Origin of the sequence: Adlercreutzia sp. ZJ154 (assembly GCF_011039055.1) — a bacterium.
Taxonomy (GTDB): Bacteria; Actinomycetota; Coriobacteriia; order Coriobacteriales; family Eggerthellaceae; genus Adlercreutzia_A.
Genome location: NZ_JAAKEF010000005.1, coordinates 34,842 through 56,434 on the forward strand (window position 1 = coordinate 34,842; position 21,593 = coordinate 56,434).

The 21,593-nt window shown below is 48.4% G+C and carries 21 protein-coding genes; 16 read left to right on the top strand and 5 right to left on the bottom strand.

The genetic code is table 11. From position 1 onward, the window contains the following. Window positions 1-10: 10 nt before the first annotated feature. Entirely contained in the window at window positions 11-532 is a 522-nt protein-coding gene (locus tag G7Y37_RS03435; protein WP_165061879.1) for a peptidylprolyl isomerase, read from the top strand. Between the two features lie 190 nt (window positions 533-722). Here G7Y37_RS03435 and G7Y37_RS03440 read toward each other — a convergent pair whose 3' ends face one another. After that, window positions 723-1,325: a helix-turn-helix domain-containing protein gene (locus G7Y37_RS03440; protein ID WP_165061882.1), complete on the bottom strand. Its 603-nt coding sequence runs from the start codon at window positions 1,323-1,325 to the stop codon at window positions 723-725. Window positions 1,326-1,327: 2 nt separating this feature from the next. Beyond that, entirely contained in the window at window positions 1,328-2,014 is a 687-nt protein-coding gene (locus G7Y37_RS03445; RefSeq protein WP_165061884.1) for a phosphatase PAP2 family protein, read from the bottom strand. A gap of 296 nt (window positions 2,015-2,310) precedes the next feature. On the opposite strand from G7Y37_RS03445, the gene G7Y37_RS09110 reads away from it, so the two are divergent. From G7Y37_RS09110 to G7Y37_RS03460, 3 genes are all read left to right on the top strand, one after another. After that, window positions 2,311-2,664, top strand: coding sequence for a PF20097 family protein (locus G7Y37_RS09110; RefSeq protein WP_206214079.1), 354 nt, complete (start codon window positions 2,311-2,313; stop codon window positions 2,662-2,664). A 5-nt stretch (window positions 2,665-2,669) separates the two neighbouring features. Next, the gene (locus tag G7Y37_RS03455; protein WP_165061887.1) at window positions 2,670-3,476 is read left to right on the top strand and encodes a class I SAM-dependent methyltransferase; all 807 of its coding nucleotides are present in this window, start codon (window positions 2,670-2,672) and stop codon (window positions 3,474-3,476) included. A 1,187-nt stretch (window positions 3,477-4,663) separates the two neighbouring features. Beyond that, a complete protein-coding gene (locus tag G7Y37_RS03460) occupies window positions 4,664-4,804 on the top strand; it encodes an LPXTG cell wall anchor domain-containing protein (protein ID WP_165061890.1) in 141 nt (46 codons plus the stop codon). Window positions 4,805-4,957: 153 nt separating this feature from the next. On the opposite strand, the gene G7Y37_RS03465 is transcribed toward G7Y37_RS03460, so the two are convergent. Next, window positions 4,958-5,734, bottom strand: a complete 777-nt coding sequence (locus G7Y37_RS03465) for a hypothetical protein (RefSeq protein WP_165061893.1) — start codon at window positions 5,732-5,734, stop codon at window positions 4,958-4,960. Window positions 5,735-5,850: 116 nt separating this feature from the next. On the opposite strand from G7Y37_RS03465, the gene G7Y37_RS03470 reads away from it, so the two are divergent. Both G7Y37_RS03470 and G7Y37_RS03475 read left to right on the top strand, forming a co-directional pair. Further along, on the top strand, window positions 5,851-7,065 hold the full coding sequence (locus G7Y37_RS03470) for an AGE family epimerase/isomerase (protein ID WP_206214080.1): 1,215 nt from the start codon (window positions 5,851-5,853) through the stop codon (window positions 7,063-7,065). 1 nt (window position 7,066) lies between these two features. Then, window positions 7,067-8,440, top strand: a complete 1,374-nt coding sequence (locus G7Y37_RS03475; protein WP_165061895.1) for an ROK family protein — start codon at window positions 7,067-7,069, stop codon at window positions 8,438-8,440. Between the two features lie 111 nt (window positions 8,441-8,551). Here the strand turns inward: G7Y37_RS03475 and G7Y37_RS03480 are convergent, their stop codons facing one another. After that, a complete protein-coding gene (locus G7Y37_RS03480) occupies window positions 8,552-10,849 on the bottom strand; it encodes a protein kinase (RefSeq protein ID WP_165061898.1) in 2,298 nt (765 codons plus the stop codon). 166 nt (window positions 10,850-11,015) lie between these two features. Between G7Y37_RS03480 and serS the strand changes: the two genes are divergently transcribed. From serS to G7Y37_RS03525, 9 genes are all read left to right on the top strand, one after another. Next, on the top strand, window positions 11,016-12,296 hold the full coding sequence (serS, locus tag G7Y37_RS03485; protein WP_165061901.1) for a serine--tRNA ligase: 1,281 nt from the start codon (window positions 11,016-11,018) through the stop codon (window positions 12,294-12,296). 2 nt (window positions 12,297-12,298) lie between these two features. Further along, on the top strand, window positions 12,299-13,252 hold the full coding sequence (locus G7Y37_RS03490) for a hypothetical protein (protein WP_165061904.1): 954 nt from the start codon (window positions 12,299-12,301) through the stop codon (window positions 13,250-13,252). A gap of 24 nt (window positions 13,253-13,276) precedes the next feature. After that, entirely contained in the window at window positions 13,277-13,708 is a 432-nt protein-coding gene (locus tag G7Y37_RS03495; protein WP_165061907.1) for a hypothetical protein, read from the top strand. Further along, complete coding sequence (locus tag G7Y37_RS03500) at window positions 13,708-15,003, top strand: PLP-dependent aminotransferase family protein (RefSeq protein ID WP_241155990.1); 1,296 nt, start codon at window positions 13,708-13,710, stop codon at window positions 15,001-15,003. Before G7Y37_RS03495 ends, G7Y37_RS03500 begins: the two co-directional genes overlap by 1 nt. A 161-nt stretch (window positions 15,004-15,164) precedes the next feature. Then, the gene (locus tag G7Y37_RS03505; protein ID WP_206214081.1) at window positions 15,165-16,172 is read left to right on the top strand and encodes a D-alanine--D-alanine ligase; all 1,008 of its coding nucleotides are present in this window, start codon (window positions 15,165-15,167) and stop codon (window positions 16,170-16,172) included. Window positions 16,173-16,283: 111 nt separating this feature from the next. Then, a complete protein-coding gene (locus G7Y37_RS03510; protein ID WP_165061909.1) occupies window positions 16,284-16,829 on the top strand; it encodes a YtxH domain-containing protein in 546 nt (181 codons plus the stop codon). Between the two features lie 9 nt (window positions 16,830-16,838). After that, entirely contained in the window at window positions 16,839-17,696 is an 858-nt protein-coding gene (locus G7Y37_RS03515; protein WP_165061912.1) for a PRC-barrel domain protein, read from the top strand. A gap of 40 nt (window positions 17,697-17,736) precedes the next feature. Continuing rightward, the gene (locus tag G7Y37_RS03520; protein ID WP_165061915.1) at window positions 17,737-18,684 is read left to right on the top strand and encodes an aldolase; all 948 of its coding nucleotides are present in this window, start codon (window positions 17,737-17,739) and stop codon (window positions 18,682-18,684) included. A gap of 627 nt (window positions 18,685-19,311) precedes the next feature. Continuing rightward, on the top strand, window positions 19,312-19,620 hold the full coding sequence (locus G7Y37_RS03525; RefSeq protein ID WP_165061918.1) for a hypothetical protein: 309 nt from the start codon (window positions 19,312-19,314) through the stop codon (window positions 19,618-19,620). 247 nt (window positions 19,621-19,867) lie between these two features. Here the strand turns inward: G7Y37_RS03525 and G7Y37_RS03530 are convergent, their stop codons facing one another. Beyond that, complete coding sequence (locus G7Y37_RS03530; RefSeq protein ID WP_241155991.1) at window positions 19,868-20,461, bottom strand: QueT transporter family protein; 594 nt, start codon at window positions 20,459-20,461, stop codon at window positions 19,868-19,870. A 272-nt stretch (window positions 20,462-20,733) separates the two neighbouring features. Between G7Y37_RS03530 and G7Y37_RS03535 the strand changes: the two genes are divergently transcribed. Then, window positions 20,734-21,276: a hypothetical protein gene (locus tag G7Y37_RS03535; protein WP_165061921.1), complete on the top strand. Its 543-nt coding sequence runs from the start codon at window positions 20,734-20,736 to the stop codon at window positions 21,274-21,276. The last annotated feature ends 317 nt before the right edge of the window (window positions 21,277-21,593 follow it).

Sequence of the window (21,593 nt, forward strand, 5' to 3'; positions counted from 1 at the left end):
AGAAATGAACATGCAGATAGGGTCTACAGTAACACTTATTTATACAGGCAAAACTGACGAAGGCGAAGTGTTTGGTTACGCCGATGCTGAAAATCCGATGAAATTCCAAACCGGAATGGATATGGTTATAGATGGCTTTGAGCGCGAAATTCTAGCTATGGAAGGCATTGCTGGCGAAAAAAAGACTTTCACAGTTGACCAATATGATGCCTATGGTGAATATTTAGACAATTTTGTACAACAGGTTCCGCTAGAGCAAGTGCCTAGAGGCAATGTGAAAGTTGGTCAGCGCATATGGATGTCTTCTAGCGATGATGGTGTACCTATGCCCGTTACGGTGCAAGCTGTAGAGAACGGCGTGGTAACGTTTGATATGAATCATCCGCTTGCGGGGAAAGATTTAACTTTCGAAATTGAGATTATCGAAATAGAGGATGCGCCGGAAAACTTTGTAAGCGCCAAGGAAAAAGCTGAACATATGAAACAGCAAAGCAAACTGCTAGGCGGCGATCAAGGCAACGACTTTAGATAAAGATAAAAGAAGGGAATTCTGTTACAGTCCCTTTGGAAGAGCTGGCTATTTTGAGGCGGCTGAGCGTTCTTCTCTATTCCCAATTTTTACTATTTTTTGAGATTTTGGGAATAGAGATTCGGATTCTCGCATGAAGTCCTATTTCGAGAAACGAAAGTAATTCAAAACGTGAAATAGCGCCTGCGTCGATCTACTTCTTCTGAGAAATGAAGAAACCCTTTATCACGAGAAGGGCGAAGCAGACAATTCCTGCATACGGTTGTCTAGAGGCAATGAATGCCACAACACTCACGATTGAGAGAGCCATGCCTGCAGCAAGCAGGTGTCTGCTCCATGTTGGCTTGCCTAAGTTGGTTGCGAGCAGCTCGAACGCACCTTCCAGAACCGTGACACAGACAAGCGCCACGAACACGGCTTTAAGCCAAGAGCTGACACCTGTAAGGTCAAGTAATGCCACCGCAGCGGTAGAATCCGCGCCGTTGCCGAAGATGGGTATGAATAAAAGTACAACAAGGAGCACATCGAGCGCACCGCAAATGAGGGAACGATACCTGCTGGCAAATTCCTTCTTCTCTTCTTCTGCTGCCACGATGATCTCGTTTGGACATATGAGCTCGTCTATCGACACGCAGAAGAATCGGGAAAGTTCCTTGAGCGAATCGATGCTAGGGTAGCCTCTGCCGGATTCCCATTTCGATACCGCCGTTCTGGAAACGTAAAGGGCGCAGGCGAGTTCCTCCTGCGTGAGCGATTTGCTCTTCCTTAGCTCTTGCAGTTTCTCGCTGAACTCCATCTTTATACCTCCGTATCCGGCTTGACCTTTCTGCGATCTGCGAATGTAACAGCCGACAGGTACATCATGAACAACCCGACTGCCAGCAGAATAGCCCCAACGATATCCGTTGCCCAATGAACGCCTGCGACCAGCCGCCCGAACACCATGAGAACCGAAAATGTAGCTGTAAATACCGTTGTGACACCCCTAAGAACCGAGCTTTTCGCCCTACGGTCAACTTGGTACTTCAGCGTCGGCATGACGCTTAGAACCAAAAGCGTTGTAGAAGAAGGATACGATGCCTCCATCATTGAGTCTATGGGTATGGGACGATAATTAATGGGAATCATCTCGAAGACCACGTATCCAAAGATGACGAGGATGTAATAGACGCCCAGCAAAAGAAGATCTGCATCTACTTGAAACAGACTCTTGCGCCTGATCAACCGCACGGCACCCAGCGCCCCGAAGCACAAACATACCGCGATTGGCACGATGCCAAGCCAATCCGTGATCAGGTAAACAAGCATATGCACACCCGTCAGTTCATGAAACCACGTATTGAACGTTGCGAAGCCGATGTTTGTCCCGTTCTGACCAATAGGCTGCACGTCTACACATTGGATCAGCGCGGTCCATAGCGCGAAGGCAACCAGCAGCGCCAGCCCTGCAAGTAATTCTCTTCTTCCTTGTGTTTTATTTGACATGCGTGCCACTTCCTTTTGTCAGATTTTGCTATGGGACTGAAGGTAGTAGGCATTGGGGGGACCGAAAAGAGCCGCAATGTCACATTGTCGACACGTTCTGTGTCGTGCGCTGGGACCGGGCAGCGGGCACCGTAGTGGCAGCGAGCAGCTGTGCGGGCAACGGAGAACCGCATGGTAGTTGGGCTTTGTTGTATCTATGTCATCTCGACATGACATCTAAGATGCTGATATTCCATCTTAGAATGGTAGTGGTCGCGAGAATGCAGGAATAAACTTTTCTTAGAGGTATGAAAGATATGATTGATCAGAACATTCTTTCGCTTGAGGTATTGCGCTTCAACGTGTCGAGGATGCCGTTGCGCAGCCTGAAAGGTTTGGGCGTGCGGTTAGCGAAAGGGTTCCGACCGATCCTGAGTGAGAGGATTTTGACTGTGGGATGTTGCAGCGTTTGTGGAACTGAACTGGAGAAAGGGTACCTTTTCAGCACGAAGGATGGCGCTTTCAGCTTTGCCGACGAGGTGCCGGGTGCGTTGAATAACGCGCGAAACGCCCCGGGATTCACGGAAGTGACCAGCCACAAGGTTGGTGGGCGCACCTCCGTACCCGCAGAGATATGCCGGAAATGCGGAACGCTTCTGATCAGGTGTTAGAAGGGATGCGTCAATTCGACACGCTGCTAAGCGCCGAAAGCAGGACCTTGTACATACCCTTGCTTGGCAAGGCAAGCACCAGCAAACAGGGAATCATTCTAGACGATAAGAAGGCTGAGGAAATCTGTGATTTGTTCGGTCTTTCCCTCCCCGCAAGTTCGAGGTCAAAGTGGCTTTCCTACTATATGGCTATGAGGGCGAAGGTGTTCGACGACTGGGTGAGCGATCAGCTTCGTCGTTTTCCAGAGGCTCTTGTGGTGCAGATTGGGTGCGGATTGGATAGTCGATGTCTCCGGGTTGCCGAGCAACGCAGAAAGTGGATTGACTGCGATTTGGCTGGCGTCATACAGGAGCGGAGGCGGTTCTATGACGAGTCCGACACCTACTCGCTTTGGGTGCTCGACGCGACAGAGCCCGATGATTTACTCGGGCTTCCGGTTTCAGATTGCGCTATAGTCGCGCTGGAGGGCCTCAGCATGTATCTCAATCAGAACGAATTGACCATGCTTCTTTCCATTATGCGTGAGAAGTACCCATCGATTCGAGTTCTGATGGATATATACACTAAGTTCGGGGCTCGAGCGTCTCGCATCAAGAATCCGGTGAAAGATGTTGGCGTAGATCGTGTCTACGGCGTGGATGATATCGATGCGCTTGTCAAGAAGGCAGGATACAAGGGACTCAAAGAGGTCAGCATGACACCTGCGAAACTAGTTAATGAACTGAAGACGCCGGACAGGCAGATGTTTGCCGTGCTCTTCTCAGGGAAATTCGCCAGAAGCGCCTATCGCCTCTACGAATTCGGGTCATAATTGGCGTTTTGCTAAGAGCGATAGAGAGTGCGAACCGCCAAGCTTCGCGTACATCCACTTCACGTCATCCTGCATCCCCTTGAGCATTAACCCTAGGGATAGACTTCCGGGTTTTGTCTTCAGGATTGATAATAAAGCTATTGCGTGATACAAATTCAGGCATATAGGCAGAAAAGTGTGTAAGGTTCAGTCCATCGCAAAAGGGTAAGAAGCGCTGTGATGGAACTCTGACCAAACCAGACCGTGTGTTGCCTTCGTCACTTTTTAGGCGAAAAATGGTCAAAACTTCCGACTTTCCACAGTCTATAATGCCAAATTACGCCAATTACTAATCAAAATAGAATTGAAGAACCCTGTTTGCCCAGTGTTCTCCATAATTCAAGTTAGCCATGTGGCGCTATGACCATGGAAAGCCGGAAGTTTTGACCATTTTTCTAACTTTTTTTGAACTAGTACGCGGATAAGTTGAATCGTAATCTAGCGTCAACTTTGAGAGAGTTTACCCAAAAGCCATCTTGCAGAGGTATCGTTTCTCCTAACACTAGAGCCTCCGCATAAGCTACATCTCCACCTCTGCCTTCCGGCTTTAGTGAATTTGTTCTTTGACATTTTGCTGCCGCAAATGCTGCATTTTGAGATAGATACCGCTCACCCCTGTTCATAACTGACTTTTTCTTAGAAAAAGCTTGCCTGAACAGGGGTGTCAAGTCAGAATCCCACACACTTTTCTGCCTATATGCCGAATTCTTAATCTGAGCACCCATCCATATTGCGATTGCAATCAATCTCGTTAAGTTGCGAAGTTTCAAATGCGTAGCGAGAGAAATAAATTGACAAAAATGGTCAAAACTTTCGACTTTCCATGGTCGGATTGCCGTATAGCTGGCTTGAATTGTGGAGAACACTGGGCAAACAGTATTTGGTAGTGCATCTATAGGGGCTATTCTGTGCTTTTCACAGTGGAAAGCTGTAAGTTTTGACCATTTTTCCGTAAAAAACTTTCTGCAGGTTCATAATCGGGTGTTATGTGAGTAATTGTTCGCATTGCGTATGCCTAATTCTCTTTCAAACTAGGCGCAACCTTTTGCAGTTACTCTAGGAAGAATTGCAGTTGGGTTGCAGTTAAGTCGAGAAGTGACTAATTTGCAGCAAATGGCTATTCGGGTGATAACAATGGTGCAAACCGAGTGGTACGTGCGTTGCAATCGTTAGCCCAAACAGGCGATCTTAATGCACCCGTGTTGACGCTTTTGCTTGGTGTGGCGTTTGCGGGCATAGGCGCTGCAGTATTGTATGCATCGAAGCGCCGCCGCGAAAATGATATGTGATCGCAAAAAAGAAAAGGGGCTGTAACAAAAGTCTTGAATGGTTATCTTGAACCGCTATATATTGAAATGAAATGCAAGAAACCCACCACATATTGTAGCGGGTTTCTTATTGATGGGACTTTTGTTACAGCCCCTTTCTATATATGAATGCGCCTATAGCGTTACGAATGCCTCGGGGAATTGCTTGTTAGCGTCTAACACATCGGCGCTGGTGTCTCCATAGCGCAGCCACTCAGGGTCGGTTTCCCTGCGCTTAATCATGGCGTTTTCCATAATTTCTTTTAGCGCCTTTGTCTTTAACGCATACGCTTCCATTTGCTCTAAGCGCCCATCTAGCTCTATCTGGCGGCGCTTTTCAGCTTTCTCTTCAATGCTATTACCGGGAATAATGGCATAAAAGTCTTCCGCTTCTAGCGTAAGACCAGCATGCGTGGCATATGCCTCTAGCGCAGAGTCTTCTTTCAAGCTTTCAATTGTGCGCTCGCGCACATCGACATAAACCTGCTCCACCGATATGCCGCGCTGATTTGCAAATTGCTCTACCGTCATACCTTGGCGCGTTACCATATCTTCTAGGCGATAATTCGCAGCATATATAGACTCTTCCAGAATTTCCGGAGGAATTTCTTCTACAAGACGTGTGGCAAGTTCGCGGCAGATTGCATCTTGGTCTGCCAATTCCTGAACCTCGCGGTTGTCTTTGTACATGTTGTAACGGATGAAGATTAGTAGCTCTTCAACGGTTTTGAAATCGTCAGTGTGCTCTGCTACCCATTTATCGGTTAACTTAGCAGTTTGTCCCTCTTTCGCCACGTTTAATTGCAGCCAACGCAGAGCTGTTTGCTTTACTACATCTTCAGGAATACGCACTTCTTCACATACTGCGTAAACCGGTTCGTATGACGTAAGCGTAAAGCGCGGAGTTGCCATTTTATCGCCCCCAAAATATCGCGAATAACTAAGCAGCTATTGTACAATAGCTGCGACATACCAACGACGGAGAAATGCCTGTCACGTCGTTTCTTCGAGCAATGTTAGGAGGCGCTTTGACCTCGGAAGTTACTACTCAGCTGGTGCAGCGCAGACAATGGATTCGAGATCAGCTGGATAAATGTGTGGCTTTTTGGTTAGAACACGGTATTGATAGCGAAAATGGCGGTGTGTACACCTGCTTAGATCGCAAAGGCGAAATTTATTCCACCGATAAAAGTGTATGGATGCAGGGGCGTTGTGCTTGGACGTTTTCGTATCTATGTCATGTGTATGGCAGCAAACCTGAATGGTTGCACGCGGCGAAAAGCTGTTTAGATTTTCTTGAGGACTACTGCATTAACCGAGATGCGGGTGGCAGGTTGTATTTCACTGTTACTGCCGAAGGGAAGCCGCTTCGTCAGCGTCGCTATAACTTCTCGGAAGGTTTTTATTGCATTGGTAATGCCGAATACTATGGCGTTACTGGCGAAGTAGAGCATCTTCAGCGGGCACGGCGTGCATACAAGCTAATTTACGATTTGAATAACGGTTTAATTGCCGATCCAACAGGTATGGGTCCGAAAACTATTGCCGAAACCCGCGCGGGGCGCTCTCTTGGCGATTCGATGATATTCCTGAACATAATAGGCATAATGCGCCGTGTAGACCCTGCGAATACTGCTGAATACGACCGTCATGCGTGCGAATGCACCGAGCGTATTGTGAAAGAACACTACAGACCAGAACTTGGGTGTACGCTTGAAAGTGTGAACCTAGATGGACAGCCCGAACTGTGGTACACGGCGGGGCGCGTGGTAAATCCCGGGCACGATATAGAGTGCAGTTGGTTTATGATGGATGAGGCGAATTATCGTGGTGATAAGCAGCTGCACAAAACGGCAGAAGATATTTTCCGTTTGGCGATAGAAGCCGGCTGGGATAAGGAATTTGGCGGACTTCTCTACTTTATCGACGCGAAAGGTTTGCCGCCCGAGGCATATGAACACGATATGAAGCTTTGGTGGCCGCATAACGAGATTATGATAGCTTCTTCCAAGGCTTATCGCGATACGGGCGATGAATACTATCTGAACTGGTTGTTCCGCACGCTAGACTATTGCAAAGAGTATTTTGCCGATGACGAATATGGCGAATGGTACGGATATTTACGTCGCGATGGACAACCGACTATGCCTCCTACGAAAGGGTCTACATTCAAAGGACCGTTTCATGTTCCACGCGCGCTATGTATGACCGAGCAGATCTTAACCGAGATAATAGGAGACTAGAATGAATTACTTGGGAATAGATTACGAGATTAAAAATGTTCCAGTGCTCGACAAAGATTTCATTCCGTTTGGCGTTTGGATGCGCGAATACTTGAAAGGTGCCAAGCATCCAATTGCCATAGCGGTAGAGCGCGAAGATGGACTTATTTCGGTGCGTGAGAGTTTTATTCGCGGACAGGAATTTGCCGATGCAAATTTGCGCTATGTTGAGCGCCTTATAAAGTTTGAACTGTGGAGCATAGGTGGCTTCAAGGTGTATGTATGCGGATGCGACGACATTGCGCAGCAGCTTGCCGAAATGTATTCGCCTGACGGCGAGCGTAAGTTTGATTACGGCTTTGTGGGCGATGTGTACGAAAAACCGCTGCAGGTTGTGGCGGTGTCGAAGGAAGACTTCCCTGCGGCTAATGAATCGGCTAAGCAGATAGGCGGACATATGGATGGGTGCCGCATTGGGTTTGATGCGGGCGGTTCCGATCGCAAAGTGTCGGCTGTGGTAGATGGCGAGGCTATCTATTCTGAGGAAGTTGTATGGTTTCCAAAGGTAACGGAAGACCCTGAGTATCACTTTAACGAAATAGTTACTGCCTTCAAGACGGCAGCTTCTAAAATGCCGCGCGTAGATGCGATAGGCGTGTCTTCTGCTGGTACTTTTGTGGGGAACAGCCCTATGGTGGCATCATTGTTTATTAAGGTGCCGCGCGATCGTCGCGAAGAGGTAAAAAGCATTTACGACCGCGCCGGTGAGGAAATAGGTAACGTGCCCCTAGTGGTGGCAAACGATGGCGACGTTACAGCGCTTGCTGGTTTTATGAGTACCGGTCAAGGCTCAATTTTGGGCATTGCTATGGGTACGTCTGAAGCAGTTGGATATGTTAACGCTGAAGGCAATGTGTTAGGGTGGATAAACGAGCTAGCTTTTGCGCCTGTGGATTTGTCGCCTAAAGCCATGCAAGATGAATGGTCTACCGACTTTGGTGTGGGTTGCAAATATTTCAGCCAAGATGCAGTTATTAAGCTGGCACCGGCTGCGAATATAGTGCTTGATCCGGAACTGTCACCTGCTGAGAAGCTAAAAGTGGTTCAGGCGCTAGCGAACGAAGGAAATCAGGATGCTCTTGATATCTATCGTTCAATCGGTTGCTATTTGGCTCATACGCTGGTGCTGTACAGTCAATTCTACGAGATAAAAACTTTGCTGGTGTTGGGTCGTGTGGCTTCAGGCGATGGCGGCGATTTGCTAATAAGCGAATGCAATCGCATTTTGGCTGAGGAATATCCCGAGCTTGATGCCCAGATAACTGTAACGCTTCCAGACGAAAAGATGCGTCGTGTAGGTCAATCGGTAGCGGCTGCTAGTTTGCCCGAGCTGTAAGTTAGCAAAGTTCGGCGTTACTGCTTGGCGCTGCTTGTTTGGTAGCTGGCTGCTAGGGCTGCTAAGGCTGCTAAGGCTGCTAGTTGGCTTTTGCTGTTCTATATATTGCCGCTACCATTCGCCATCTTCTAGGCGAACGCGGTCGGGCACTTCCAGAATAGCCAGTATGATTCCTGCGCCGCCGCATACTATGGCAGCTATTAAATTGAACATCATTAATGGCGCATTCGAAAGAAAAACATTTGCTATGCTGCCGCCTATAATTAGGGCGGCAGCTGCGCATGCGCCCAGTATGTCGAACATTTTTGTACCCCGGCGACATAGAAGCGAGAAAGCGCCTGCTGCGGCAATCCAGCTAACCGCTACAAGCCATGTTGCGGGGTTTGATACGGTTAACAGTAATGTTTGAGTTATGGTGTTTCCGGCAATGTCGGCGTTTGCTGCTGTCAGTACGCTTGTCATTACATCCCACATTCCAAGGTCGCCCGTTCCAAGGGCTGCAAAAGCTATAGCACTAACTACTGCAAATCCTGCTGCTGCCAGCGCTTCCCGAACATCCAACATAACGGCTGCCATAATAGGTGATATGGCAGCAAAGCCTACCGCGCCAAACAGTGGCTGCAGCATTGTGGCAAGACACATTTCATCGCTGCTTCTTCCGAACAGCCACCACCAAGCGCCGGTAACTACAAGCATGATAAATCCTAGTGCCCATGCGTGATTAAAAAGCAGCATTATGCTAAATGCAGCATAAGTGACGGGCATGCCAAAGCGCGGTTTCCATGCGCATAATCCTGTTAGTACAACAAGAATTGCCCAGAAGGCTGGGGCGATACTGCTTAGAAGCCCAAGCGAATCCGATATGCTAAAACGGCAATTTAGAAGCGAAACCACGCCCATCATAGCGCCTGCTAGCCCTGCGAAAGCATGCATTAGAATAGAAGATCCGCGCTTTCCTAGTTTGTCTATCAGGGGCACGCCGTCGCCAAAAGCCTCGCGCTCGCTATCTGCGGCCTCTTCTGCCGCGTTTTCGCCTTCTATCACTTTAGCTAGCTGTTTTTTGCCCGCTTTAGCATCGCCGAGAAGCGCAGACATGCCACTTGCGAACTGTTTTACCGTGTCGAAACGTCCTTCTGGTTCTGGGTCTAGCGCTTGGAAGATCATATCGTCCACCGCCTCATCTATGTCAGCCCAACACTGTGATGGCAATACAAGCTCGGCGTTTTCTATTGCGGCTTCGGCTTCGCGTAGTGTTTTGGCGCGGAAGGGGTTTTGACCCGAAAGCATTTCGTAGGTAAGGCTGGCAAGTGCCCATTCGTCGGTGCGAACATCCAGCGCGCGGCGGCGCATTTGTTCTAGTGGCATATAGCCTATTGTGCCGCCACCAGTAGTGCCGTGCCCTCCTGAATCCATTAGGGCAGACAGACCGAAGTCGGCTACTTTAATGGCACCTTTTTTGCTGATTATTACATTTTCAGGTTTTATATCTAAATGCAACAGTTTCGCGCTATGTGCTACTTCCAATGCGTGGGATACCGCTTCAAATACGGCTGCAATTATATCTAGCGTTATATCGTTTTGCAGGTCGTTCATTATGTGGGCAAGCGTTTTGCCTTCTACGTATTCCATAATTACATAGACGAAATCGCCGTCAACCACGCAGTCGTACACGGTGACAATATTGGGGTCGTTCAGGTGTGCGGCAGAGCGCGCTTCGGTAAGACCCGGTATGTTGTCGTAGAAAGCAGGGTCTAGGCTGTTAGCCTCGGGCGCGGCAGCATTGTGTTCGTTGCGAAAGTTTGCGCCGCCTGTTGCTCGCCGTTTTCCGCGCTTGTTTTGCGTGCCGATAACTGGCAATACGGGCGATTCCGTGCCATCTACAATATTAATTACCGGTAGGTTTTTATCAGATTGACGCGGTTCTACAGGAACCAAATCGTCCAAGTCTATCTTCACGCCGTTGCCATCTACTGCATCTATTTTTGCGTTGCCTGCGCCGTTTATTACACCGGGAAGCTGCTCGGCTAGTGCGGCTACATCATTGTCGGCTGCATTTCCTATTGGCGAAAAGATAGCGCGCTTTGTTTCTGTTCTTGCCGCACGTGTGGCGCTTGGCGTGCGCGTGCGTTTCGCTTTGCGCTTGTCGCGCTTGTCTAAGAAAGATGGGTCTTCGGGAAGATCGGCGCTGCTTGTTACCTGTAAATCGTCTGGAAGTATGGCACCCGGGCGCACTTTCATGCTAGCTTGAGCGCGTGCACGTTCCAAATCGTCTGCTGATATTTCAATTTTCTTGATAGCTACATCGCGCTTTAACAGAGTGTCGTATGCGTGAAAAACCGTAGCGTAACCACCACGACCTGCGCGTTCAATTACTCGATACCTATCTAAGATGACTTGCTGGTTTAGCATTCAATCCTGCCGCTGTAGTGTGTTTTACCTGTATTTAGTGGCTGTTTCAAAGTATATGCTACCATAGCCGCCGCTCTATGGAAAAGTACAGCAGCCGCATAGGAATCAAGGAATGGCGGCGGCGTTGCGATATACTAGGTCGGTTAACTATTTTAAGGAGTTTAGCATGCTGGATGTGAAGTTTGTTCGCGATAACTTAGATGCCGTATGTACTGCGATGAAAAACCGCAATACGTCTTTTGATGCAGATTTGTTTAGTGCGCTAGATTCCAAGCGTCGAGAAGCCATTGCCAAAGAGGAGTCGTTGCAGGCTGAACGCAATGCCATATCAAAGCAAATCGGCGGCATGATGAAGGAAGGGCGCACTGACGAAGCTGAGCAGGCGAAAGAGCGCGTGCGCGTTATAAATGAAGAACTCGACCGGGCGGCTGAAGTCCGCGAACAAATAGATGCCGATTTGCGTAACTTGCTGCTAGCCACTCCTAATATGCCCGATGCCACAACACCTATCGGTGCAGATGAAAACGATAACCCGGAGGTGCGTCGTTGGGGCACGCCTCGCAACTTCGATTTCGACTATAAGCCACACTGGGATTTGGGAAGCGATTTGAACATAATCGATTTCGAGCGCGGTGTGAAGCTTGCGGAAAGCCGCTTTTATGTATTGGGTGGTGCGGGCGCTAGGCTTGAGCGCGCATTGATTAGCTTCATGCTTGATCAGCATACAAGCCGCGGATATAAAGAATGGTGGGTGCCGGCGCTGGCAAACAAAGATACGCTTACAGGCACCGCGCAGCTTCCGAAGTTTGAAGAGGATCTGTATAAGACAACCGAGGGGCTATATCTAATCCCCACAGCTGAAGTGCAGCTAACAAATTTGCATGCTGGGGAAATCTTAGATGCTAAGCAGTTGCCGCTGCGCTACTGCGCATTCACGCCATGCTTCCGCGAAGAAGCTGGCAGCGCGGGGCGTGATACGCGCGGCATAATACGTGTTCACCAGTTCAGCAAAGTGGAAATGGTGAAGTATGCTACTCCTGAACAAGGGTGGGACGAACTTGAAAGCATGGTAGCCGATGCCGAGAATATTCTTCAGACGCTAGAGTTGCCGTATCGTGTTATAACGCTGTGCACAGGCGATATAGGATTCTCAGCCGCAAAAACTTACGATGTTGAAGTATGGATGCCAAGTTACAACGGCTACAAAGAGATCTCTAGCTGCTCTTGTTGTACCGATTTCCAGGCGCGTCGCGCGAATATCCGCTATCGCGATCCGGAGAATTTCAAGGGAACACGTCTTGCGTATACACTAAACGGCAGCGGTCTTGCTGTGGGTAGGTGCATGGCGGCAATTATAGAAAATTATCAAAACGCCGACGGTACAATAACTGTACCAAAAGCGTTGGTGCCCTACATGGGCGGCTTAGAGGTTATAAAGTCTGAATAGAAATGCTAGCCTCCACGCGAACAAACGCGGAGCAACCCAAAGATGCCGTCGATCAAACTTCGGTTATGGCGGCGTTGGAAGAAGATGCGGGCGACATAGGTGATTTGCCGCCCGATGTTGGCGCCGATGAAGAGCAGTCGGAAGATTCTCAGGGTTCTTTGCCGCTAAATCCTGAGAAGCGCAAAGAACACATAGACCGCCTAAATCAGATAGAGCGCAGCCGCAAAAAGCGCCATCGCAAAAAAATAATACGCCGCATCATGTGGGTCATAGTGTTTGCGCTAATAGCTGCTTTGGTGGCATCTGTGGCTCTGTTTAGCGTTTTTCGTTGGTACACATTTGATGATGCTGCTGATATGGTGGGCACATGGCAGCTTGAAGGCAGCGGAATGCAGGTGGAAATTAGCGACACAACAATACGCTTGAATGAAGATGTGGCGTATAAGTATTCAATTAATCCTACAGACAAAACGATATCTTTTAAGTTTGGCAATATGGCAGGACAGGGGCGATATCGTTTTTCGCTAGACCGCCAACAGCTTTCTATAACCGATGGCGAATTCGATTTTTGGAGCACGCTTTTCGAGGACATTCCATGGACGGTGGCTGCGTTGTTTAGCGAATGGTTTGGAATGGGGCAACTTACGCCCGGTATTGGCGATGGTGTTACAGCCCTTACGAAGCCGATGGATGTGCCGGCGAATGATTCTGCAGCGAATGGCACCGGTGCGTTAGATCCTACATTAGACGGTCAAAATTCGGGACAAGAAAATGGTGCCTCAGATGCGACGAATGCTAGCGATGCGGATGGGGCAGGTGGTTCATCAGATGCTGATAGAGCAGCTAATCCCGATGAAAAAGGCGACGGATCGCATTCTGAATCTTCCGATGATTCGGCTAGTTCTAATGTGCGCGATGTTGACGCATTAGATGTTCCCTCCGATGTGAGCGCATAGGCGCACAATGTTAGGCTGCTAGCGGTGGAAGATTTCGTCAACATTGAATCTGTGGTAGTTGGTGAAGGTCGGTTGTCTTTAGAAGTTGTGCTGGCACCGGGCATTCCTCATACTACTGATGCTCGCATGGCGAAGATGGCATGTTGCCGCTGTTCGGCGCTGCCGATTCACACATGCATAAACAAAGCGGGTCCAACATTTGGCAGCGTTATTGACAGCACGTCGCTTCCGCATCTGTTAGAGCATTTAATCATAGATGCGCAAGTGCACAATTCTTGCACTAAGCCTTCACAAAGATTTGTGGGAACTACAAATTGGGTTGATGAGGGGGCAGGGCGCGCTCATATTGAAGTAAACTTCTATGATGACCTAATAGCATTGCGTGCTGTGAAGGATGCGGTCGCGGTTTTGAACGATATACTTTCTGAATACGGAACAATAAGAGGCGGTAGATAATGACTGCGCATTTGGAATTTGACAGATCAGATGACAAGGTTGCTAATCGCATACATAAGATGCGCTCGTCTCCGGTGCGCGACTTGTTTAGTGCCGCTACGCGCGACGACGTTATTTCGCTTTCGGGTGGCATGCCCGATGTGCGCTTGTTGCCGGTTGAAGAAGTTGACCGCGCCATTGAAGCGGCAATGCACAGTCCAAAAGACCGCGCAGAGGCGCTGCAGTATGGCTCGACCGAGGGGCGCCCCGGCATGCGCAGCGTGGTATGCGACTTAGTTCGCGATGTAGGCATACGCTGTAAACCTGAGAATGTGCTGCTAACTTCTGGTGCGCAAGAAGCGCTAGATTTAATAGGTAAAACATTTATTGACGCGGGCGACATAATTATTACGGAAGGACCTACGTATTTAACCGCTTTGCAGGCATTTTCAGCATACGAGCCTGAAGTTCACTTTGTGGAATGCGACGAAGATGGCATGCGTATGGATTTACTGGAAGCCGAACTTGAGCGCATAGGACACAATAATCCTAGGCTGAAATTTGCGTATGTAATTCCCAATTTCCAGAACCCTAGTGGCGTTACTATGACACCCGAGCGCCGTCGGCGTTTGGTTGAACTTTCGCACGAATACAACTTCATAATTGTGGAAGACGATCCTTACGGGCGCATTCGTTTTGAAGGCGGTCATCAAATTCCATGCAAAGCTTTAGATGATGAAGTTGTGTATCTGGGCACCATTTCAAAGATATTTGCACCCGGATTGCGTGTGGGCTGGGTAGTTGCACCGCGGCATGTGTTGTCAAAGCTGTCGTTGGTAAAGCAGGGGACCGACTTGTGCGGTAGTTCAATTGACCAGTCAATTGTGCAGCATTATTTCACCGACACGCCATGGCAGCGCGTGCTGCAGAAGTTTATTAGCGTGTATACCGAACGCCGCGATGCTATGCTGGCGGCGCTGGAAGAATATTTTCCGCCCGAAGCTACTTGGACGCATCCGGAGGGCGGTCTGTTTATTTGGGTAACGCTGCCAGAATACGTAGATACGGGCAGCATGCTTGCCGAGGCGCTGGACGCAGGCGTTACATATGTGCCGGGCGATTCGTTCTATCCGAAGGCTAGTGGCGGCAAGAATTGCATGCGTATTAATTTTAGTTACGAAAGCCCGGAGAATTTGACCGAGGCTATTCGTCGCTTGGCAGAGGTTATAGAGCGCAGGCTAGAGCTATACCGCGTGTTTATAGATGCCGGCGCTATAGATCCTAGTCGCGCGCCCATCAATGTTCATATGCGTTAACAATAGCAATCAAGTTAACTGTTATTGCTTTGCTTTTGGCTAATGCTTAATAGTTCGCTATTAATTTACGAAAAAGGTGCACGCGCAATTTGCCGAGAGATATTTGAGCTAGAATGAAGAAAGAAACACCGATAAACTCGATTTGAGAAAAGGGTGCTGGTATGGGTTTGAAGGTTGCGGTTCTGATGGGCGGAAGCTCTTTCGAGCGGAAATTTTCGCTGGAAAGTGGCAAGCGCGTGTGCGATGCGCTTGAAGAAGCGGGGCATAAGGTTATTCCGCTAGACACGGTTCCCGATTTAGTTCCCACGCTTCGCAGCGAAAAACCCGATGTTGTGTATAACGCGCTTCACGGCAAGCACGGCGAAGATGGCACAGTACAAAGCTTGTTGGAATTTTTGGGTATTCCATTTGTGGGTTCGCCTGCAAGTGTTTGTCATCGTGCATACAATAAAGATGCGCTTCATTCCAGCGTGCAAAAATATCGCGACATAACAGGGGATACAGGTGTGGCAAGCTGGCCTCAGGGTATCTTTGTGGCGCGCGATGCTTTTAAGGATATGGGTGCGGCTACGGCGCTAGATTTGGTACCAGAGCGTGTTGCTGGTGGTTTTCCTGTGGTGGTGAAGCCGGCTCATGGTGGAAGTGCACTTGGCGTGCATAAAGTGCACGATCAAGAGCATTTAGGCGAAGCTGTTTTGGATGCGCTTTCCTACGATGATGCGGTCAATATCGAGCAATGGGTCGATGGCGTAGAAGTGTCGGTATCTATTTTGGGAAGCGGCTGGGATGCTCATGCTTTGCCGCCTGTGGAAATAGTGGCACATGGTGAATTTTACGATGCCGAAGCGCGCCTGAACGATGAATTGGTCGATTTCCACTGTCCGGTGCGGCTGGAATCGCTTTCGCCTAATCTTGAACAGGCGCAGGCTATCCGTGCCGAAATTGAGCGTGCGGCACTTGAGGTATATCGCGCTTACAGTGTGCGCGATTTAGGGCGTATCGACCTTATTTGGGATGGTGCGCAAGCGAAATGCTTTGAAGTGGACGTGTCGCCCGGCATGACTTCTCATTCGCTGTTCCCAACATCTTGCGAAGCGGCAGGTTTGTCGCTTACAGCTGTTATGGATGAATTGGTGAATGTGGCTGTAAGTAGAGCTCCTCTTTTCTAACTGGAACTTTACGAATAAGTTTCCAACAGATGTTTTAGGTACATTGAGGCGTTTTGATAGGGTTCTAGTACGTATAATGCGGGCACGGTTCGAAAATGCTAGGAGGCAGCAATGAACAAGTTTATGTATTTCATAGTTGGTGGAGCTATCGGTGCTGTTGGCGCGCTACTATTTGCGCCGCGTACTGGCGAAGAAACGCGCAATATGGTAGCCGATTATGCTGGTAGTGTTGCAAATGACGCTCAGGCTCTTGGAGCTAAAGCAGCTGAAAGTATTCAAAGTGGCGTACAGCAGGTGACTGAAAAGGGTCAAGAAGCATTCGATAATGTACAGAATGCTGCTGGCAATGCTGCAAATGCTGCGGTTGATAAAAACGATGAACTTCGCGCCAAGATTGAGGCAGCGCGCGATCGTATTGCTGCTCAGGTAAAACAGAATGCACAGGAAAGTGCTGCTGCTGTTGAAGGTGAAGCTCCCAAAATTGCCGACAAAGCTAAGCAGGCTGTAGACAATGCTAAGGCTGCTGCCGCTGGTGCTTTAGGTAATGCGGCTGATGCTGTAAAAGGCGCTGTGGATAAAGTTAGTGCCACGGCTCAAGATGGCGCTAAAAAAGTTGATGAAAAAATTGAAGAAGCTGAAGAGAAATCTAAGAAATAGCCTAGTCTTATGAACAAACAGCTTGAAAGCGGCTTACAAAGCGTTAGTGCGCTTACAGGTAAGCATGTATGGATGGGTCGTCTGAAACAGGGCGATTCAGATGCCATAAAGAAGGTGGGCAGAGTACGCGCGTGCGTATTCCATCCAAAACAGAAGCGCTGCGTTGGGTTGCTCGTGAAGCGTCCCGATGTGGCGCTTATGTTTCATAGAGCTGATATGTTTGTGGCGTACAACGGTTTCGATGTGGTCGATGGAAACATAGTAGTACGCGAGGGGTCGCAGAATACCGACAAAGGTGCATGTAAAAGGCTGGGTGTGAACCTAGACGATTGTGTGCTGTGGCTTGGTCTTGCGGTCATGTGCGAAGACGGCACAGATTTTGGCATAGTAGGCGATGTGCTGTTTCACCCGGAAACCGGCGCTATAGAAACGCTGGTGGTTAGCAAGGGCGCAACGGCTAATACATTGCTAGGTCAACGAAACATACCCGCAAGCGCTATTCGTGGTTTTAAGCGCGGTATGGGTACTCAGCTATACGTCTCAGATGACGATGATTCTTCGGCGCTCGGGTGCATTTTGGTAGACGATTCCGTGAAAGAAATTGATGTCGGCGGTGGCGTTGCGGAGAAAGCCGGAGCGGCAACTGCTGTAGCTGCCGACAAGGCACAGCGCGTAGTGAAAAAAGTTAAGCCAAAGGCACAAGAGGCAATTGACAAGGCAAAGCCTACTGTAAAAAAGGCATCAAAAGCTGCCGGTGCTGCGGTCGATAAGGGTGCATATGTTACAGGCAGGCAGTTTGGTCGTGCCACTGGCATGTTTGGTGCCTTCAAAGACGAATTCGACAAGGCACTACATTCCGACGAATAGTACAATGTTGGCGTAGGAAATCACCTAAAGAGGAGGCATAATGCCTAAGATTACTGCTGCTGACGTTCGCGTCCCTATGGATGTTCCCGCGGAATCGCGCGATGCGTACATCTCGAACTTCCTAAAGGCTACCCGCAATACCGGACGACTAATGTTGTTTGCGTGCGACCAAAAGGTCGAACACATGAACAAAGATTTTTATGGTGAAGGTATTGATGAAGCCGATGCCAAGCCCGAGCATCTATTCCAAATAGGGAATGAAGGTGTTATAGGTATTTTGGCAGGTCAGCGCGGTCTTGTTGCGCAATATGCGGCTGATTATCCAGATATCAACTATCTAATAAAGATGAACAGCAAGACTAATTTGGTTAGCACCAAGCAGGAAGATCCCTATTCGCCGCAACTGACCGATTTAGAAGCAGTACTTCAGATGCGCGAAAACGGCGTAAACATTGTTGGCTTGGGATACACAATTTATTTGGGTAGCGAATACGAGGCAACTATGATGGCAGAGGCTGGGCAACTTATTGCTCAGGCGCACGAGCAAGGGCTTCTTGTAGTGCTTTGGATTTATCCGCGCGGCAAAGCAGTAACTGCTGAAAAAGATCCAGATCTTATTGCTGGTGCCGCTGGTGTGGCGCTATGCTTAGGTGCCGATTTTGTAAAGGTGAACCCGCCAAAGCCAGAAGACGGACGCACTCCGGCACAGGCTTTGCATGTTGCCAGCATGGCAGCTGGGCGCACCGGCTTGGTTTGTGCAGGCGGTTCTACTGTAGATGCAGAAACATTCCTAACACAGCTGCATGACCAGATTCATGTAGGTGGCGCATGCGGTAACGCAACAGGACGCAACATTCACCAGCGCAGTTTAGATGAGGCTACTCGCTTAACCAAGGCTATCAGCGCAATTACGCTGGCTGATTACAGTGTTGAAGATGCTCTGGAAGTTTTCGAAGGCAAAAAGCAATTCAGCTATAGCGACATTTAAGCTAAATAGCGCTAAATCATACAAGAATCAGAAGGGGTTACGTTCAGAAGCTACGCAGCTTTCACGTCGCCCCTTCTGGTTCTTTTTTGACGCAATATGTATGCCCGACGTATGAAACCGGAAGGACTACGTTCAGAAGCCTTCGCAGCTTTCATTCCGCTTCCCCGCATCACCAGAATCTGCGTGAGAACTGTGTCTTTTCGATTAGAGTATTTACTCATTATTTACAAAATTTTCGGCAAACCACTTTTCCCCATTGCATAGAAATTCGCTAATCAGACGTATGTTTTCGGCGCGATCCTTCATGCGCTCAAAATGATTTATAAGGTCTTATTAGTAATTTGGCTACTGGTTATACATCAGAAGACTTCGCTAAAGTAAAATTGCAAGTTCTTGTTCACTCGTCGATTCTTTGGATGCGGATTGCGCAGAAGATAGGGTTGCCTTCATCGTTAATACTTATATCCGTGTATGGCAATAATTTACAGTACAACGCATATAATATGCTAGGTCTGTAATAATATAGATATGAGATACATAACAGACATACATGCATTAAATCTGCCTTGTTCTCTTGGAACCACTGGAGATTGGCATCGCTTTGGTATTCAATGGAAAGAACCCCGTATGCTTGCTACAGAAGATTTGCCTTGGGGTACATGGGGCATCGAGTGCGACAGCGATTCCAACATACCTGAACACGAAAACAAAAGATTCAGTGTTGCCAATCATGTGCGCGCTATAGCAGACATGATTGCACTTGGAAGATTTTCTGTGGCGCAAGGTTCAAGCGAAGATTATCTGGATGGACACGATTACGACGAAGAAATCGTAACCCATATAGCTATGCTGAAAGATACAGACAACTGGGATGATATTTCTCGATTCATGGAGCAAGAATACGGCGAAACTTGGACGCGGGTAAAAAGCGTATAGCTATTCAGGAACACATCAGTATGTAACATGAATCTGAATGCCGATTGAATTCTTAATCTGAACACCCGTCCAGATTAAGAATATGCATGTCTATATTGCGACTGCAATCAGCCCGAAAATCACGCCTATCTAAACAACCTCGATATCGAAAAGTGGCATGGCGGTTTTGTACATAGGTATTTACAGCATAGAAACATCATTCACCTGATGCGCGGTCAGGTGAATGATATTGGCGATCATACATTCTTTAATCGATGCGCTGAAAACGCTGCAGAGCCTTTAGAAGTGGCATCCCAAGCACATATATAACCAGCGCTTCTCCTATACCAGTTGCTATAAGACCGAATAAATACATTGGTAAATATGCGCCGTCTAAAGCAATATTAGTAAATGGGATGGTGTAAAAACCTAATCCCTGCAAAAGCAACGGCAAATACGCAGGCACTATAAGCGCATTGGTAAGCACAAAGCACCCTATTGCCAAAGCCGGACGCTGACGTAATTTCCAGCATAATGCAGCGCCAATAAGCGTAGCGGTACTACCAAAGACAACATCCAATAAACCCAATGCACCGGTTCCACTTACCACCATATTCACCAAATTGGCTATTACGCACCCTACTGTAAGCCCGGGAATAGCGGCTGGGGTTAGCACCGCAACCACACAAACAGCCTCAGAAATACGAAATTGCACCGGACCCCAAGCTAGCCCCTGTAACAGCAACATGCAGATTAAAGTTGCAGCAGCATAGAGCGCTGCGATCATGCCGGCTTGCGCAATATAGCGCGACCTAGGCATATTTGCGATCTTGGTTTTGGGCATAGTTAAAGAATCGTTCATGATAACTTCCTTTCCACGCGGCAAAGCCGGGGCTATGGGCAACTAATAAAATCGTGCAAGCAGGGCCCATCGGTGCAAGCACGTTTGGCATTATAAAATAAAAAGACCTCCGGGAACGAACCGAATCCCTGACTGCTGCCCAAGACAGCAAGAATATCGGTGCAGTACCTGTAAATCAGATCAGTACCTCCTGCAAGCTCCACCTTGATCTATTGTCCATAGTCGCCTGCAATTAACTGCAAAAGTAGGCGATTATATATCTAGGACGACTCATGCTGCTCACGTACAAAGAAGCGAATGCCCAAAGCGGCGGTCAATATGGCTTAAGGCAAGCTGTTAAGTCAGGAAAGATTAGACACCTTGCAAGGAATCTCTATGCGACTGAGGCATCTGATAGCATCTTGGGCTCTCTTGCCAAGCTCTATCCTGATGCAATAGTGACGGGTTCTACGGCGCTGTACCTCCATGATCTTATAGATCTTCCGCCTGAAAGCATCGACGTGGTCACGAAGCGCGGCGGCACCAAGATCACAAATCCGGCGATCCGGCAAAGCTACATTCCCCAAGAATGGCTGCAGGTAGGGGCTACTACCATTACCTATGATGGGGTTGAGGTGAATGTGTTCGATCTTGAAAGAACGCTCCTTGAGCTCATGAGATCGCGCAATAAACTACCCTACAAGATCTATAGAGAAGCGGTTAACTCGTATCGCAAGCTTATAAATCGGTTAGATGTCTACAAACTGGAAGAATATGCTGACCTCATTCCGCGAGGGCAATCATATTTCAACCGGGTGCTAGAAGAGGTGTTTTAATGAATCTGAGCGAGATAAGGCGCGAATACGAGAGCGCCGGTTATAGCGAATTCAACTCATCCGCATATTAGTTCAAAAAAGTTAGAAAAATGGTCAAAACTTCCAGCTTTCCATGGTCATAGCGCCACATAGTTAACTTGAATTGTGGAGAACACTGGGCAAACAGGGTTCTTCAATTCTATTTTGATTCGTAATTGGCGTAATTTGGCATTATAGACTGTGGAAAGTCGGAAGTTTTGACCATTTTTCGCCTAAAAAGTGACGAAGGCAACACACGGTCTGGTTTGGTCAGAGTTCCACAACAGCACTTCTTACCC